The sequence below is a fragment of the Pandoraea commovens genome (genome assembly GCF_024704525.1).
Classification (GTDB): Bacteria; Pseudomonadota; Gammaproteobacteria; order Burkholderiales; family Burkholderiaceae; genus Pandoraea; species Pandoraea commovens.
The window spans coordinates 2,664,424-2,681,639 of record NZ_CP102780.1; the positions used below are offsets into that span (position 1 = coordinate 2,664,424).

Annotated in this window: 14 protein-coding genes; 10 read left to right on the forward strand and 4 right to left on the reverse strand. The window is 62.4% G+C overall.

Annotated elements, in window-relative coordinates:
• Nucleotides 1-10 precede the first annotated feature (10 nt).
• The 4 genes from NTU39_RS12365 to NTU39_RS12380 are packed head-to-tail and all read left to right on the forward strand — an operon-like array spanning nucleotide 11 to nucleotide 4,166.
• Nucleotides 11-1,435: a circularly permuted type 2 ATP-grasp protein gene (locus tag NTU39_RS12365; RefSeq protein WP_174984114.1), complete on the forward strand. Its 1,425-nt coding sequence runs from the start codon at nucleotides 11-13 to the stop codon at nucleotides 1,433-1,435.
• A gap of 22 nt (nucleotides 1,436-1,457) precedes the next feature.
• Nucleotides 1,458-2,456 (forward strand): alpha-E domain-containing protein, encoded by a 999-nt coding sequence (locus NTU39_RS12370; protein WP_150662439.1) that lies wholly within the window; start codon nucleotides 1,458-1,460, stop codon nucleotides 2,454-2,456.
• Between the two features lie 4 nt (nucleotides 2,457-2,460).
• On the forward strand, nucleotides 2,461-3,261 hold the full coding sequence (locus NTU39_RS12375) for a transglutaminase family protein (protein WP_150662440.1): 801 nt from the start codon (nucleotides 2,461-2,463) through the stop codon (nucleotides 3,259-3,261).
• Nucleotides 3,262-3,317: 56 nt separating this feature from the next.
• Entirely contained in the window at nucleotides 3,318-4,166 is an 849-nt protein-coding gene (locus NTU39_RS12380) for a proteasome-type protease (RefSeq protein WP_150662441.1), read from the forward strand.
• Nucleotides 4,167-4,220: 54 nt separating this feature from the next.
• Here NTU39_RS12380 and NTU39_RS12385 read toward each other — a convergent pair whose 3' ends face one another.
• The 3 genes from NTU39_RS12385 to uraH all read right to left on the reverse strand — a co-directional run bounded on the left by NTU39_RS12385 (nucleotide 4,221) and on the right by uraH (nucleotide 7,635).
• A complete protein-coding gene (locus tag NTU39_RS12385) occupies nucleotides 4,221-5,591 on the reverse strand; it encodes an MATE family efflux transporter (RefSeq protein ID WP_150662442.1) in 1,371 nt (456 codons plus the stop codon).
• A 447-nt stretch (nucleotides 5,592-6,038) separates the two neighbouring features.
• Entirely contained in the window at nucleotides 6,039-7,244 is a 1,206-nt protein-coding gene (locus NTU39_RS12390) for a urate hydroxylase PuuD (RefSeq protein ID WP_150662443.1), read from the reverse strand.
• Nucleotides 7,245-7,284: 40 nt separating this feature from the next.
• The gene (uraH, locus tag NTU39_RS12395) at nucleotides 7,285-7,635 is read right to left on the reverse strand and encodes a hydroxyisourate hydrolase (protein ID WP_039398651.1); all 351 of its coding nucleotides are present in this window, start codon (nucleotides 7,633-7,635) and stop codon (nucleotides 7,285-7,287) included.
• Nucleotides 7,636-8,073: 438 nt separating this feature from the next.
• On the opposite strand from uraH, the gene NTU39_RS12400 reads away from it, so the two are divergent.
• Together NTU39_RS12400 and NTU39_RS12405 are read left to right on the forward strand one after the other, a co-directional pair.
• On the forward strand, nucleotides 8,074-9,447 hold the full coding sequence (locus NTU39_RS12400; protein ID WP_039398648.1) for a nucleobase:cation symporter-2 family protein: 1,374 nt from the start codon (nucleotides 8,074-8,076) through the stop codon (nucleotides 9,445-9,447).
• Nucleotides 9,447-10,805 (forward strand): 8-oxoguanine deaminase, encoded by a 1,359-nt coding sequence (locus NTU39_RS12405; RefSeq protein ID WP_257959922.1) that lies wholly within the window; start codon nucleotides 9,447-9,449, stop codon nucleotides 10,803-10,805. Before NTU39_RS12400 ends, NTU39_RS12405 begins: the two co-directional genes overlap by 1 nt.
• A 215-nt stretch (nucleotides 10,806-11,020) precedes the next feature.
• Here the strand turns inward: NTU39_RS12405 and NTU39_RS12410 are convergent, their stop codons facing one another.
• Nucleotides 11,021-11,959, reverse strand: a complete 939-nt coding sequence (locus tag NTU39_RS12410) for a LysR substrate-binding domain-containing protein (RefSeq protein WP_039398644.1) — start codon at nucleotides 11,957-11,959, stop codon at nucleotides 11,021-11,023.
• Nucleotides 11,960-12,198: 239 nt separating this feature from the next.
• Between NTU39_RS12410 and NTU39_RS12415 the strand changes: the two genes are divergently transcribed.
• The 4 genes from NTU39_RS12415 (at nucleotide 12,199) to NTU39_RS12430 (ending at nucleotide 17,166) form a co-directional block, all read left to right on the forward strand.
• A complete protein-coding gene (locus tag NTU39_RS12415) occupies nucleotides 12,199-13,746 on the forward strand; it encodes an ABC transporter ATP-binding protein (RefSeq protein WP_257959923.1) in 1,548 nt (515 codons plus the stop codon).
• Nucleotides 13,747-13,859: 113 nt separating this feature from the next.
• The gene (locus NTU39_RS12420) at nucleotides 13,860-14,966 is read left to right on the forward strand and encodes an ABC transporter permease (RefSeq protein WP_257959924.1); all 1,107 of its coding nucleotides are present in this window, start codon (nucleotides 13,860-13,862) and stop codon (nucleotides 14,964-14,966) included.
• 10 nt (nucleotides 14,967-14,976) lie between these two features.
• Nucleotides 14,977-15,906 carry an ABC transporter permease gene (locus NTU39_RS12425; RefSeq protein WP_150662447.1) on the forward strand — a complete coding sequence of 310 codons (930 nt, stop codon included), beginning with the start codon at nucleotides 14,977-14,979 and terminating at the stop codon, nucleotides 15,904-15,906.
• Between the two features lie 111 nt (nucleotides 15,907-16,017).
• The gene (locus tag NTU39_RS12430; protein WP_373275380.1) at nucleotides 16,018-17,166 is read left to right on the forward strand and encodes a BMP family ABC transporter substrate-binding protein; all 1,149 of its coding nucleotides are present in this window, start codon (nucleotides 16,018-16,020) and stop codon (nucleotides 17,164-17,166) included.
• Nucleotides 17,167-17,216: the final 50 nt, after the last annotated feature.

Genomic DNA, 17,216 nt, shown 5'->3' on the forward strand with positions numbered 1-17,216 from the left:
GGAGAAGCGTATGGTCGAGAGCTATAACGAGATGGCGAGCATCACGGGTGCGACGCGTTCGCACTACCGTCGGTTTGACGACTGGCTAAAGTGTCAGCCAGACGATGTCTTGCACCATAAGCGAGCCGAGGCCGATCTGGCGTTCAGGCGCGTCGGGATTACCTTTGCTGTGTATGGGAACGAGGCGGGCACGGAGCGTTTGATTCCGTTCGATCTGATCCCTCGGATCATTCCTGCGCATGAGTGGCAGACCTTGCAGACGGGATTGCGTCAGCGAGTCGAGGCGCTCAACAAGTTCATTCACGATGTCTACCATGACCAGAACATCCTGCGCGCGGGGGTGATCCCGGCCGATCAGGTGTTGAAGAATGCGCAGTACCGTCCGGAGATGCAGGGCGTGGACGTTCCTGGCGACATCTACTCGCACATTGCGGGCGTCGATGTCGTCAGAGCGGGAACGGGAGACGACGGCGTCTTCTACGTCTTGGAGGACAACCTACGGGTGCCATCCGGCGTGTCGTACATGCTGGAGAATCGCAAGATGATGATGCGGTTGTTCCCGGAGTTGTTCGCACGCAATCGCATCGCACCGGTGGAGCATTACCCGGACTTGTTGCTCGACAGCCTGCGCGCCGTAGCGCCGATCGGCGTGGACGATCCGACCGTCGTCGTCATGACGCCTGGCATCTACAACTCCGCTTACTTCGAGCATGCGTTCCTGGCGCAGCAGATGGGTATCGAGCTGGTCGAAGGGCAGGATCTGTTCGTCGAGGACAACCTCGTCTACATGCGCACGACCAATGGTCCGAAGCGTGTCGACGTCATCTATCGTCGCATTGACGACGACTTCCTTGATCCATTGGCCTTCCGTGCCGACTCGACGCTCGGCGTGCCGGGGTTGCTGAGCGTCTATCGTGCGGGACGCGTGACGCTGGCCAATGCCATCGGTACGGGTGTCGCCGACGACAAATCCATCTACCCGTTCGTCCCGGACATGATCGAGTTCTACCTCGGAGAGAAGCCGATACTGAACAACGTGCCGACCTACCAGTGCCGTCGGCCCGACGACCTTGCGTACACCCTCGACAACCTCGGTGAGCTAGTCGTCAAGGAGGTTCATGGTGCGGGCGGCTACGGCATGCTCGTCGGTCCGGCGTCCACCAAGGCTGAAATCGAAGCCTTCCGCCAGCGGCTTATCGCGAAACCCGACGGCTATATCGCGCAACCCACGCTGGCACTCTCCGCATGCCCGACGTTTGTAGAAGCCGGTATCGCGCCGCGACACATCGACTTGCGGCCGTTCGTGTTGTCCTCGGGCAAGGGCGTGACCATGGTGCCGGGTGGTCTGACGCGCGTAGCGCTCACGGAGGGTTCGCTGGTCGTCAACTCCTCGCAGGGCGGGGGAACGAAGGACACCTGGGTATTGGAAAAGTAAGCGAAATTATCGGGAAGAGATCATGCTCAGCCGTACCGCCGACCACTTGTTCTGGATGGCCCGCTATATGGAGCGGGCTGAAAACACTGCTCGCCTGCTCGACGTCAACCTGCAAAACCTCCTGCTTCCGCAAGATGCCGTCGACGACGAAGACGACACCGACATGACGCAAGTCCTCGCCGGTGGCATCGACAATGAAGCGGGCTGGCGCGCTACCTTGCGCATCTCCGAGCTGGAGCCTGCGTTCAACCGCAAACACGGGCGGGCGACGCGAGCCAACGTGCTCGACTTCGTGGTGCGCGACCCCGAGAACCCGTCGAGCATCGCCTGCTGTCTGGCCGCCGCGCGGGAGAACGCCCGTGCTGTGCGCGGCACACTCACGACCGAACTGTGGGAGACCGTCAACAGTACCTGGCTGGATTTCCCGCGCATCCTCGATCTGCTTGAGCGCGACCCTGCGCACCTGTTCGAATGGGTCAAAGTGCGCTCGCACCTCTCGCGTGGCGTGAGCTTCGGCACCTTGTTTCAGGACGACGCGTTCTACTTCACCCGGCTCGGCCTGTTCCTTGAGCGTGCCGACAACACCGCCCGCATTCTCGACGTCCGTTTCCACGAGGCGGTGCGTGCCGACAAGGCAGGGCCGGATGCGTCGCATCCGACCGACTTCTACTACTGGTCGGCCGTGCTGCGCAGTGTTTCCGGTTTCGAGATTTACCGGAAGGTGTACCGCGACGTTATTACACCCGAGCGTGTGGTCGAGCTGCTCATGCTCAACGCACACATGCCGCGCTCATTGCTCGCATCGCTCACCGGCGTGTGCGAGAACCTCGCCACGCTCTCCAATGCCCAGTCCGGCGACGTCGAACGCTATGCAGGCAAACTTCAGTCCGAACTCAAATACACCGACATCCAGCAAATTCGACAGCAAGGCTTACACCCTGTGCTGACCGAATTCCTCGAGCGAGTTTCCGTGCTCGGCAACAAGATCAGTCAGACCTTCCTGATCCCGCTCGCCGCCTGATGCCATGCGCCTGACCATCCGACACGAAACCACCTACCGCTACGATACGCCGGTGCGCTACACCATCCAGCAGCTTCGGCTCACGCCGAGTGCGTCGGAAGTGCAGCGCATCGTGCAATGGCGACTGAGCGCGCCGGGCAAGCTCACGCCCGCGCGTGACGCCTTTGGCAACGACATGCATACGCTCGTGCTGCATCAACCGCACGATGAGATCCATCTGCTGGCCGAAGGCGAGGTCGAAACGACGCCGCTCAATGACGGCAGGCTCGGGGAAACGAGCCACGCCGTACCAGTGTTATGCTTCGCCAGCCCTACGCCGTTGACGGGGCGCAGCGACGGCATCGACGCACTGGCGGGCGATGCCGGGGTTGCCACGCCGGGTGAGTTGCTGGCGTTGGCGGCATCCATTTGCGAGCAGGTCGATTACGAGTCGGGGATCACCGCCGTGACCAGCACCGCCGCACAGGCGCTCGCACTGGGACGCGGCGTCTGTCAGGACCACGCCCACCTCATGCTGGCCGTCTGCCGTGCGCGAGGCGTGCCTGCGCGCTACGTCAGCGGGTACATCGATCCGGGCGACGTGCCGCACGCGGCCAGCCATGCCTGGGTCGACGTGTGGGTCGAGGGGGCAGGGTGGGTCAGCATCGACGTCACCCATGCCTGCTTCGCCAGCGGCAACTACTGCCGTCTGGCGGTGGGACGCGATTACGAATCTGCGGCACCCGTCAGAGGAATGCGCAGCGGCGGTGCGACCGAGAAGTTGCACGTATCGGTCAGTGTCGATACGGCACCAATCGATCAATAACAATAGCTTTTCAACGTAGCGAGGCAGCGCGCCTTGCACGGCAAGACAGGAACGACATGACGTATTGCGTGGCCATGAAGCTCGATGCCGGGCTGGTCTTTCTTTCCGACACCCGCACAAACGCGGGCGTCGATCATGTGAGCACATTCCGCAAGATGCTCGTCTTCGAGCGTCCGGGCGAACGCGTCATCGTGCTGCTCTCGGCGGGGAATCTCGCGTTGACGCAGGCGGTGCGTCAGCAACTGGTCGAAGCGCGAGACACCGAAACGCTGTGGACCGCGAAGACCATGAGCGACGTCGCGCGTGTCGTCGGGCAGGCCATTCGCGACGTCTATACCCGTGACGCCAAGTCGCTCGAAGCGTTCGGCGTCGACTTCAATTGCAGCTTCCTGCTGGGCGGGCAAATCGCCGGTGCGCGCAGCCGTCTGTTCCAGTTGTACTCGGCGGGCAACTTCATCGAGGCGTCCTCCGTCAATCCGTACTTCCAGATCGGCGAGTCGAAATACGGCAAGCCCATCATCGACCGGCTGGTCACGCCCGCGACGTCGCTCGACGACGGCGCGAAATGTGCCCTCATCTCAATGGACTCCACGCTGCGCTCGAACGTCTCCGTCGGATTGCCGCTGGATCTGCTCGTCTACGAAGAAGATAGTTTGCGCGTGACGCGTTTCGCGTCGCTCGACGACGAGAACGTCTACTACAAGATGATCCACGACACGTGGGGCTCGCGTCTGCGTCAGGTGTTCGACGAACTGCCTGAGCCGCAATGGGCGACGTCCAGCGTGGCCAGCGTGCCCGCGTCGCTGCCGCCGCGGGCCGAGCCACCCGAAGGCATGCCCGGTGCGGATGAGCCGGGGAGCGTTCAGTCGCTCGCGCAGACCGTATCGCTCAAGATACCGTCCTGACGCTCAATGCGCAGACGCGCGTCGGCCTTTGCACGACGCGCATCTGCGCAGCGATCACGCCAACCCGAGACTGCGGTGCTGCTTCCGATACAGCCATGCACTGACGGCGAGCGTTGCCGCTTCCGTGGCGAGTAGCGTGTACCAGATCGCGCCGCCGCCGAAGAGTGCGTCGAGCAGCCAGAGAATACCCAGCAGCAGAATCCAGCTGCGCAGCATCGCAATGGCTGCCGACGGGCCGGGTGCTTCGACCGCCGTCAGATAGCCCGCCACGATCAGATTGCCTGCCGCAGGCAGAAACGCCAGCGCGTACCAGATGACGGCGTGTTCCAGAATCGACCAGGCGTCGCCACCGGCGGGCAGGAAGAGGAACGTCAGCGGACGAGCCAGCGTCGCCATCGCCACCGCGACCAGCAGCGAGAATCCCATCACCGCAATCACGCCCAGACGGAACGACCCCTGAAGCGCCTTCGCATTCTGTGCGCCGCGATAAAAGCTGATCATCGGCTGCATGCTCTGCACGAGGGCGACCATCGTCACCGTGGCGCCGAGCGTCATGTATTCGAGGATGGCGTAAGCGGCCAGCCCCGGTTCACCAAAGCTCACCAGAATCACGCGGTTGAAGACGAACACCGTCACCGCTGGTGCGATCGCGCCGAGGAACTCCGACGCGCCGTTGTACATCGCACGCCACACGTGTGTTTCGCCGCCACCGAAGGCGCGACGGGCGGGCACCACTCGCTTCGCCAGGAAGAGGTGATACGCGAACATCACGCTGCTCGACACCATCATCGACAGCCCGGTGGCCAGTGCGGCACCGTGCATCCCCATCTCACGAACGGCGATGAACCAATAGTCGAGCGCCACATTCGCGAGTGCGCCCATGAACATCGCATACAAACCGAAACGGGCGGCGGGTGCCCCTTCCACGCGCAGGAACAACTCCATCGCGTAGAGACCATTGGCAAACAGTACGAACCAGCCCCAGCCGGACAGATAGGCGACGACATCCGCCGTGATTGCGCCTTGCGCACCCAGGGCGGCAGCGATCTCATGCTTGAAGATGAGTACCGCAGCACTCATTACAACACCCGAGACGAGCATCACCCATAGCACCTGCGAGAACGCGCGACGCGCCTCGGTATGGCGCTGCTCACCCAACAGACGGGCGATGAGCGTTGCACCCCCGACGCCCACCATCACGCTGACCGCGTACGGTACATAGAGCAACGGCACCACGAGGTTCAGCGCGGCCAGCGCTTGTTGGCCGACGTAGCGGCCGATGAAGATTCCGTCGATCAGCGTGTAGATCGTGTAGACCCAGCCGGAGAGGATCGTTGGAATCGCGAGAGACGTAAATTCCTTGAGCAGGGACGTCCTGGCGCCCTGCGAATGATTGCAATGATTGGTAGACGTGGAAAGAGACATGGTCCCCCCGATGACTTCGCACCGCGTCGTGTCGGGACGCGGCTCACCGTGGCTTGCACATCAAAGGCTTCAGAACTTCAGAGACTTCGGGATGGAGAGGGTTGTCGCTCACGCGCAAGCGATGGCGTAAGCGCTCCGCCCCGCTGCGTGACACCCGGGCGGGTGGACGTCAGCGAGGCAGTCAGACGGACGGAGGGAACATCGCTTGGTGCAGATGTACCCAGACGACGCCTTGCCGGGAGGAACAGAAGAGGAGGAAATTCATGATGTTTATCGTTCGGCCCGGAAAGCCGGGCGCGTATGACAGACAAGCGGTGTCACACCGAAGTTCCCGCGCTTGAGGACAAGCGACGTCAAGCGACGGCTAACATCATGGGAATGTCACGATGAAAAAAAGGGGCGCCGAAGCGCCCCAACATGGGTCCAGCAAGAAAGACGGTATTGCCGTTATTGTTGTGCGCCGCCGTTAAACCACGCGGCAATCTTCTGGCGCTCTTCATCGGTCATTTGCGTCACGTTGCCCAGGGGCATCGACTTGAGCGCGACCGATTGCTGATAAATGCGTTGTGCGTTCTGCGAGATCTCGGCGGGCGTATCGAACATCACGCCGGCCGGAGCGCTGCCCATCATCGTCGGCTTGGCCGAGTGACAGGTGGCGCAACGCTGCGTCAGGATCGGCTGAATCTCCGAGAGCTTCACGGCCGGGGCAGCGGCCTCACCGTGCGCGCCGGCGGCAGGTGCCGGGGCGGGGCGCGGGGCGGCAAACACGGCAACACCGGCGAGGAGTGCAGCACCGGCAACCGGCAACGCGTACAGATTCTTGCCTGCGTGACGCAGCACGAAGAACTGACGAATCATTGCGCCTGCGGCCATGATGATCGTGAGGATCACCCAGTTGTACGGATTGCTGTACGTGAACGCGTAGTGGTTGCTGATCATGATGAACACGACCGGCAGCGTGAAGTACGTGTTGTGCACCGAACGTTGCTTGCCGAGCTTGCCCCAGATCGGGTTCGGGACTTCGCCCTTCGAGAGCGCGTCCACGCTCTTGCGCTGGCCCGGAATGATCCAGAAGAACACGTTCGCCGACATCGACGTGGCCATCATTGCGCCAACGATCAGGAAGGCGGCGCGACCGGCGAAGATGTGCGTCGTGGCATACGTTGCGGCCACCACGAACAGGGCCACACCGATGCCCAGCAGACGATCGTTCTTGCCCAGAATGCGGCACAGGAAGTCATAGACGAACCAGCCGCCGATCAGGAACGCGACCGCGAGGCCCACGGCCTGTCCCGGTTGCAGATCCATCACGTTCTTGTCGATCAGATACGTCTGCGGTTGCAGCAGGTACAGCACGCAGAACAGGGCGAAGCCCGAGAGCCACGTCGTGTACGACTTCCACTTCGACCAGTGCAGATCTTCCGGCATCTGCGGCGGCGAATTCAGATACTTCTGGGCGTGGTAAAAACCGCCGCCGTGCACCGACCACATTTCGCCGAACACGCCTTTCTGCTTGTCCTCGGCCGCTTTGGGCGGCTTCAGGCCATTGTCCAGCATCACGAAATAGAACGACTCGCCAATCCAGGCAATGGCCGCCACCACATGCAGCCAGCGCAGCAACAGATTGACCCAATCGGTAATAAACGCTTCCATCTTATGTTCTCCTCAACTGCCTGACGTTCACGTTCGCGATTTAGCTACCGCGATACGTTGAAAAGCTCCACGGCGACACCAGAAGGGGCACGTGGTAATGCTGGGAAGGCTCCGCGATGCCAAAACGCAGCACCACGCGATCCACGAAGCGCGGCGACGGTACTTCCACGCCCTGTGCGGCGAAATAATCGCCCGCGTGGAACACCAGCTCGTATTCGCCTGCGGCGAATTCCTCACCTTCGAGCAGCGGCTTGTCGCAGCGGCCGTCGGCATTCGTCTGCACGTCGCGCAGCGAACGGCGCTCGCCGTCCACGCGCCACAGTTCGACACGGATGCCCGCGCCTGGCTTGCCGTGCGATGTATCTAGTACGTGGGTAGTCAGTCGTCCCATGATGTCTCCTGTGATGGATGGGTGCATTGTAGGGAGATGGCGGCCCGGCAACGCGCGCAATACCAAAGATAAAAACGCGCACATACCCCGTTATGCAGGATAAAAAGATGACGCGCTTCAATAGGGCATCCCGACGTCTGAAGCGTACGCCGCGTGCACCGGAATTGGGATTTTTTGGAGGACTATTGGATTTTGTTATCCAGCGTATAACGCGTTACGTATGAGCCGTTATCGCGACAGGAGACGGATCGCCCGGGAAGCCCAATGGTTACGTGCATGCTTGGGGAAAACCCGAGACGCAAGATAAGCATTCATGCATACGTTCCATGAAAAAAACACTATAGCCTCCGACGGTCTTGCCGCAAAGTGCGTCGACCTGCACCATTGAGTCACCCTAAAAATAGACATTAAACAGCCCCCCCGAGGGACGGAGACGCAATGAGTGTGACAACCAATACCGTGGATCCGGTCGATGAACGACTGCCGATCGGAAAATTGTTCATGCTGGGCCTGCAACACGTTCTGGTGATGTATGCGGGCGCGGTCGCCGTGCCGCTTATCATCGGCGGCGCGCTGGGCCTGCCCAAAGATCAGATTGCGTTTCTGATCTCCGCCGATCTGATGTGCTGCGGCATCGCCACGCTGATTCAAAGCGTCGGTGTGGGCCGCTTCGGTATCCGTATGCCCGTCATCATGGCGGTCACATTTGCTGCCGTCGGGCCGATGCTCGCCATCGGCACGAACCCCTCGCTAGGCTTGCCCGGTATCTTCGGGGCGACCATTGCCTCCGGCATCATCGGCACGCTGATCGCGCCGCTCGTCGGCAAGCTGCTGCGCTTCTTCCCGCCGATCGTGACCGGCATCGTCATTACGTCCATCGGTCTGACCATCATCGGCGTGGGCATCAACTGGGCGGCTGGCGGTGTAGGCAACCCCGACTACGGCGACCCCGTCTACCTCGGTGTGTCGTTTGCGGTGCTCATCTTCATCTTGCTGATCACGCGCTTCGTGAAGGGCTTCTTCTCGAACATCGCCGTGCTGCTCGGCATCCTTTTCGGATTCGGCATTGCACTGTTGCTGCACAAAGTGAATTTCGACGGTCTCGATCAGGTGAAATGGTTCGACGTCGTGCTGCCGTTCCACTTCGGCATGCCGGTGTTCGATCCGTGGGCCATTGTGACGCTCACCATCGTGATTCTGATTACGTTCATCGAGTCGACGGGCATGTTCCTCGCGCTGGGCGAGATCGTCGGCAAGCCGGTGGATGAGAAGGCGCTGGTCGCTGGTTTGCGTGTCGATGGCGTGGCCACTGTCATCGGCGGACTGTTCAACACCTTCCCGCATACCTCGTTCTCGCAGAACATCGGTCTCGTTGGCGTAACGGGCGTTAAGAGCCGCTGGGTGTGTGCCTCGGCTGGCGTCATCCTGCTCGTGTTCGGCCTGATTCCGAAGATGTCGGTCGTCGTGGCGTCCATTCCCCAGTTCGTGCTGGGCGGCGCGGGCGTCGTGATGTTCGGCATGGTGCTCGCCACGGGCATCAAGATCCTGTCCAAGGTCGACTACTCGCATAACCGCTACAACCTGTATATCGTAGCTATCAGCATCGGTATGGCGATGATTCCGGTCGCGTCGAACAAGTTCTTTGCGAAGATGCCGGAACAGCTCGCGCCGTTGCTGCATAGCGGGATTCTGCTCGCTACGCTGTCCGCCGTGATCCTGAACGCCTACTTCAACGGCTTCAAAGCGCCGGTGACGCACGGCAACGGCCACGGCGAGAAGAACGGATCGGGTATGGGCCTGGAGGCGCATTGATGAAAACGTTGCTCGTCAAGAATGCCGAAGTGCTGGTCACGATGGACGCCGGTCGCCGCGAAATCGCGCGCGGCGGGCTGTACATCGAAGACAACCGGATCGTGGCCGTCGGCACCGGCGATACGCTGCCGGCGAGTGCCGACGAGGTGCTCGATCTGACGGGGCACGTCGTCATTCCGGGGCTGGTCAACACGCACCACCACATGTACCAGAGCCTCACGCGGGCCATCCCGGCCGCGCAAGACGGCGAGCTGTTCAACTGGCTGACGAACCTCTATCCGGTGTGGGCCAACCTCACGCCGGAGATGATTCGCGTCTCCACGAAGACGGCGATGGCCGAACTGCTGCTCTCGGGCTGCACCACGTCGAGCGACCATCTCTATATCTACCCGAACGGCTGCAAGCTCGACGACAGCATCGAAGCCGCCGCCGAGATTGGCATGCGCTTCCACGCGAGCCGGGGCAGCATGAGCGTTGGCCAGAGTCAGGGCGGACTGCCGCCCGACCGTGTGGTCGAGCGTGAAGGCGACATTCTCAAAGACACGCAGCGTCTCATCGAGACGTACCACGACGAAGGCCGTTACGCGATGCTGCGCGTGGTCGTCGCCCCTTGCTCACCGTTCTCGGTAAGTCGTGACCTGATGCGCGAGTCGGCCACGATGGCGCGCCACTACGGCGTGTCGTTGCACACCCATCTGGCCGAGAACGTCAACGACATTGCCTACAGCCGCGAGAAGTTTGGCATGACGCCAGCGGAGTACGCGCAGGATCTTGGCTGGGTCGGTCACGATGTCTGGCACGCCCACTGTGTTCAGCTCGACGACGCGGGTATCGCGCTCTTCGCGAAAACCGGCACCGGCGTGGCGCACTGCCCGTGCTCGAACATGCGGCTCGCGTCAGGTATCGCCCCGATTCGCCGGATGCGCGACGCCGGTGTGCCCGTCGGGCTGGGTGTGGACGGCTCAGCGTCCAACGATGCGGCGAGCATGATCAACGAAGCGCGTCAGGCGCTGCTGCTGCAACGGGTCGGATTCGGCCCGAGCGCGATGACGGCGCGCGACGCGCTGGAGATCGCGACGGTCGGCGGCGCACGCGTGCTGGGTCGCGACGACATCGGCGTGCTCGCGGCGGGCATGGCGGCGGATTTCGTCGCGTTCGATACACGTGGCGTCGGCATGGCGGGCGGTCTGCACGACCCCGTGGCGGCGCTCGTCTTCTGTAATCCTGGACAAGCCGCGTACAGCGTGGTGAACGGACGGGTGGTGGTGCGCGAAGGGCGTCTGACGACGCTCGACCTGCCGTCGCTCGTCACGCGTCACAACGCGCTGGCGCGGCAACTGGCCGAGGCTTCCCGATAAGGCGTTGCCACACCGGCCGCACATTCATGGTGTGAGGTCGCGGGACTGCTCACCCCAATCGGCAGATTCGGGTGAGCCGGTTCCGGCGTGGCGATGGGCAAGCGGGAAGTCGGGGTGGCGTTCCTGTGCATGGGGAACGCTGCCATGCGGTTCGGCGGGGCGGTGGGGGCCGCTCCGTCGGTAAAAACGGCACAGCCCCTTTGATTGACTCGATATCAGGACGGCGTACGCGATTCCAGCAGGGTGCGCGTTGCGTCGGAAATCACACTGCGCAGCCAGCGCACCTCGTCCGAGTAGTGCGTGCGCTCGTGCCACAACTGGTAGTACTGCATCGGCGGGAAATCGATGGGCGTCTCCAGCACCGTGAGCGGCAGGAACTCCGCGTAGTGGTCGGCAAACAGGCGCGTCGTCGTGAAAATCAGATCGGATTTCAGCAGAACGTACGGCGCCAGATTGAAGTACGGAATCGTGACGACCACATTTCGCTTCAGACGCTCGCGCGCGAGGTGCATGTCGATCGCACCGCGCTGAGCGACGGAGTAGGGCGTCGGCGCGAGGTGCGGGCTGCCGAGGTATTGCTCCAGCGTGAGCCCGCGCTTGGCGTACGGATGCGTATTACGGACCAGACACACGATCTGGTCGACGAACAGATTGGAGAGGTGAAGCTGCTCGGGCGGTTCCGGCCAGTTGCCGATGACGATATCCACCTTGCCGTCTTCGAGCGCATGTTCGTAGTCGAAGGCGGGGCCGAGCGAGTGCAGCTCCAGTTGCGCGTTGGGAGCTTGCTGGCGGAAGCGCTCGACAACCGTCGGCACGAACAGCGTATTCAGATAGTCGGGCGAGCCGATGCGGAACGTGCGCACCGTCGTGGCCGGGTCGAAATTCGATTGCTGCACCGTAATGCGCTCGATTTCGCGCAATGCATTTTGCGTCGGCTCCAGCAACGACTGACCGTATTCGGTCGGCACCATGCCCGATTTGCCGCGAACCAGCAGCGGATCGCCAGTAATGTCGCGCAACCGGCGCAGCGCAGCGCTGATCGCCGGTTGCGACTGATTCAGTTTGACGGCCGCACGCGTCACGCTGCGCTCGATCAACAGGGTATGGAGAACGCGCAGCAAATAGGTGTCAATCGGTTCGCGGTTTTGGCTCATGAGAAATATAACGATCCGGATATGTCGGACCCTGTAGTGCATAAGTAAATCATTATGAAGGACAAGGTGAGGGGCCTCTATAGCGGAAAGTCCCTATCACAAGACGCCCGTCGTTCGTAAGGTGGCCTTAGATGTCCCTGTTAATGACACAGACTCGACATTTCACCGCGAATTGGGTATTTTCGGACCGCCCAAGCCCCGAACTCAGACTCAGTCAGACTCCGCCAGTGACCCTTTCCATGCAATCGACGCCACGTCTGGCGCTGACCGGCATCACCAAACGCTACCCGAGCGTGGTGGCCAACGACGACATCGCGTTGAGCGTATTACCCGGCGAGATCCACGCTGTACTGGGTGAGAACGGTGCAGGTAAAAGCACGTTGATGAAGATCATCTACGGCGCCGTACGTCCCGACGCCGGGGAAATCCTGTGGGAAGGCCAACCGGTTCGCATTGACAGCCCGGCCGCGGCACGCAAGCTCGGCATTGGCATGGTCTTCCAGCACTTCTCATTGTTCGAGACGCTCACCGTCGCGGAGAATATTTCTCTTGCGCTCGACGACGCAGGCCGCGACCTCAAAGCGCTGGCCAAACGCATCCGCGAGGTCTCGACCCAGTACGGGCTTGAGGTCGATCCGGTGCGCCACGTGCACAGCTTGTCCGTCGGCGAGCGTCAGCGCGTGGAGATCGTGCGCTGCCTGTTGCAGAACCCACGTCTGCTCATCATGGACGAACCGACCTCGGTGCTCACGCCCCAGGCCGTCCAGAAACTCTTCACGACGTTGCGCCGCCTCGCCGCCGAGGGATGCAGCATCGTCTATATCAGTCACAAGCTCGACGAAATTCGCGATCTTTGCGACCGCGCGACCGTGTTGCGTGGTGGGCGCGTCTCCGGGCACGCCGTGCCGCGTGAGGAAACCGCCGAGACGCTGGCGCAGATGATGATCGGACGTGCGTTGCCGCAGATCGAGCGTCGTGCGCATCAGCCGGGCGACGTGCTGCTGTCTCTCAAGAACCTTTCGATGGCGAGCGAAGATCCGTTCGGGACCTCGCTGCATGACGTCAATCTCGACGTGCATGCGGGCGAAATCGTGGGGATCGCGGGTGTGTCTGGCAACGGGCAGGCCGAACTGCTCGCAGCGCTCTCGGGCGAGGCTCGCGCGCCGCAAGCGGAGGCCATTGCACTGCACGACCGTGCGGTCGGTCGCATGGGCGCGGCCACGCGGCGACGGCTCGGACTCGCCTTCGTCCCGGAGGAGCGTCTGGGGCGCGGCGCAGTGCCGAGCATGTCGCTCACGGATAACGCCTTGCTGGGCGCGTCGGGCACGGCGCATCTGGGCTTGCTTCGCGGGGGATGGATTCGTCGAGGCACGTTGCGTAAGTTCGCCACGCTGTGCATCGAGCGCTTCAACGTGAAGGCCGGCGGCCCGGACGCTGCCGCGCAAAGCCTCTCGGGCGGCAATTTGCAGAAGTTCATCGTCGGACGCGAGATTTTGCAGGAGCCACGGGTGCTCGTGGTGGCGCAACCGACGTGGGGCGTGGATGTCGGGGCTGCGGCCTTCATCCGTCAGCAATTGCTGGACTTATCGGCGCGCGGCGTGGCCGTGCTGGTGCTGTCCGAAGAGCTCGACGAGCTGTTCGAGATTTGCGACCGGATTACCGTGCTGGCGCAGGGACGTTTGTCGCCCGTGCGTAAGCCCGAGCAGACCGACGCGCGTGAGATCGGTCTGTGGATGGCGGGGATGTTCCCCGGTGGTCCGGGAGAACGCACCACAGTGGCGGCCTGACGGGCAAACACGGGCAAACGCAGCATTTTCCTTTTTCGACGTGTTTCGGTGCGTGACGAACGACTGCTCGCCAGCCGAAACACTGTAATGTTTTCATCGATTCATCAGACATCATGTTCGATCTCACGCTTGAGCCACGGCCAAGTCCTTCCCGCACCATGCGGCTCGCGATGCCGTTAGTGGCCACGCTCATCACGTTGGCTGGCGGCGTGCTTATCTTCAGCTTTCTCGGCAAGAATCCGGCGCAGGCGATGGCCGCATTCTTCCTTGCGCCGATCAGCAGCCTGAACGGCTGGTCGGAGTTGCTGCTCAAGGCGTCGCCGCTGTGCCTGATCGCGTTGGGGCTTGCCATCGGCTATCGCGCGAACGTCTGGAATATCGGCGCGGAAGGGCAGTTGTTGCTCGGAGGGATCTTCGCGTCCGGCGTGGCGATTCATTTCGACGGTCATGGCGGCGCGTGGCTGCTGCCGCTGATGATGGCGGCCGGTGCGCTCGGCGGCATGCTGTGGGCCGCGATTCCGGCGCTGCTGCGCGTGCGCTTCAACGCCAACGAGATTCTCGTGAGCCTGATGCTCACCTACGTCGCTACGCAACTGCTGATCTATCTGGTCAGCGGACCCTGGCAAGACCCGCATGGGATGAACTTCCCGCAGTCCATCAACTTCAGCCGCGAGGCACTCTTCCCGCGTTTCTTCGGTGACTGGCACTGGGCGACGTGGCGTGGCACGCGTCTGAATGCCTCGATCTTCATGGCCGTGGCGGCGGTGCCGCTCGCGTGGTTCTTCATGCGCAAGAGCTTCGCGGGATACCGCATGGAAGTCGGCGGACTCGCACCGCTCGCTGCACGCTATGCCGGTTATTCGGAACCGCGCGCCGTCTGGCTCGCGTTGCTGATCGGCGGCGCGGCAGCCGGGCTTGCCGGGACGGGCGAAGTGGCCGGGCCGGTGGGGCAATTGCAGGCGACGTGGGCACCGGGGTATGGCTTCACGGCCATCATCGTCGCGTTCGTCGGCCGGTTGCATCCGGTGGGCGTTGTGCTGGCGAGCCTTCTTATGGCGCTGCTGTATCTCGGCGGTGAAGCCGTGCAGACGTCGCTCCAGTTGCCCAAAGCCATCAGCGGCGTGTTTCAGGGGCTGCTGCTGTTCAGCTTGCTGGGCTGCGACGTGTTTGTGAACTACCGACTGCGTCGGCGCGCTCGTGCGCTGACGCGTGACGCCTGAGGAGCGCAGCATGGACTGGATCAATCTGCTGACGCCGCTGGCCGCAAGCGCGGTGATCGCCGCCATCCCCCTGATGCTCGCTGCGCTGGGCGAACTAGTGACCGAAAAATCGGGCGTGCTCAATCTCGGCGTGGAAGGCACGATGCTCATGGGTGCCATCGGCGCGTTCGCCGTTACCGTGCAGACAGGCAGTCTTTGGCTGGGCGTCATCGCCGGTATTGCATCGGGCGTCGTCATGTCGGCCGTATTCGCATGGCTCACGCTCTCGCTCATGGCCAATCAGGTCGCGACAGGTCTGGCGCTGACGATCTTCGGCATCGGCCTGTCGGCGTATGTCGGCCGTCCGTACACCGACGCAACGATTCCGATGCTGCGCGATATGCCGATTCCCGGGCTGTCGTCGATTCCCGTGCTGGGCGCTTCGATCTTCTCGCTCAATCCGCTGGGGTATCTATCGGTCGCACTGCTCGCGGCGATTGCATGGTTCCTTTACCGTACCCGCGCCGGTCTGGTGCTGCGCTCGATTGGCGAAGCGCCTTCGGTCGCCCATGCCATCGGCTATCCGGTGGTGCGGATTCGCTATTTGGCGACGCTGTTCGGTGGTGCCATGTCGGGGCTCGCCGGTGCCTATTACTCCGTCGGCTATCTGCGTCTGTGGCAGGAGAACCTGACGGCAGGACGCGGCTGGATTGCGCTCGCGCTGGTGGTCTTCGCCACATGGCGGCCCGGGCGCACGGCGCTCGGCGCGCTGCTGTTCGGCGTTGTCATGGCGCTGCAATTTCAGGCACAGGCGATGGGCATTCGCATTCCTTCGCAAGCGCTCGCAAGCCTGCCGTATCTGGCGACCATCGTGGTGCTGGTGATCATTTCCCGCAATCGTCAGACGATTCGGCTGAACGCGCCGGCGTCGCTGGGCAAGCCGTTCTTTGCCGGGTCCTGAGGCCGGGGTGACGCCGGGGTGACGCCGGGTTGACGACGGGTTGACGACGGCGTGCACGCAGTAAGCGATACACGCATTTCACTGAAACAATCGATGACGAGGAGAAAATCGATGCGACGTAAAGTCCTGATCACAATGGCAAGCCTGGCGGCCGCCATGCTGGTTTCCGCCTGCGGCAAGCAGGAGAACACGACCGCCAACGCGTCGGCGGCCGCGTCCGATGCGCAGGCATCCGCAGCACCGGCGGGCAAGGGCCCGATGGGTGTGGCGTTCGTCTACATCGGCAACCCGGGCGACGCAGGCTGGACCTTTGCGCATGAGCAGGGCGCGAAGGCAGTCGAAGCCAAGTACGGCGACAAGGTCACCGTGACCCGCGTGGAGAACGTGCCGGAAGGCGCGGACTCGGAACGCGTGTTCCGCGATCTGGCGAGCAAGGGCAACAAGCTGATCTTCGGCACGTCGTTCGGTTACATGGATTCGATGGTCAAGACGGCCGCCGACTTCCCCGACGTGACGTTCGAGCACGCCACGGGCTTCAAGTCGGCACCGAACCTGGGCACGTACGACGTGCGCACGTACGAAGGCGCGCATCTGGCAGGCATCGTCGGCGGTTACACCACGAAGTCGAATGTGATCGGCTATGTGGCGTCGGTGCCGATTCCTGAGGTGATCCGCAATATCGATGCGTTCACCATCGCCGCGCGCGAAGTCAATCCGAAGGTCAAGGTGAAGGTCGTCTGGATCAATAGCTGGTTCGATCCGGGCAAGGAGCGTCAGGCCGCAGAATCGCTGGTGGGTCAGGGCGCCGATGTGCTGATGCAGAACGTCGACTCGGCCGTGGTCATGCAAGTGGCTGAAGAGAAGAAGATCCACGCCTTTGGCTGGGATTCGGACATGAGCAAGTTCGGCCCTAACGCGCATCTGGCATCGGCCGCCATCGACTGGAGCAAGTACTACATCCGCACGGTCGACGAAGTCATGCAGGGCACGTGGAAGAACACGCCGGTATGGGGTGGCATCAAGGAAGACGAAATCAACCTCGTCTCCATCAACGACAAGGCCGTGTCGGAAGCCGCCCGCAAGGCGGTGACCGCACGCCACGACGCGATCCGCGATGGCAAGTACGACCCGTTCACCGGCCCGCTCAAGGGGCAGGACGGCAAGGAAATCGTGCCTGCGGGCAAGACGCTCAACGACGACGAAAAGCACCAGATCAACTGGTTCGTGGAAGGCGTCGAGGGCTCGCTGCCCAAGCAGTAAATGGTTGATCTTGTTCGATCCCGCCGTGCGGCGGGATCATGCTGAGAACG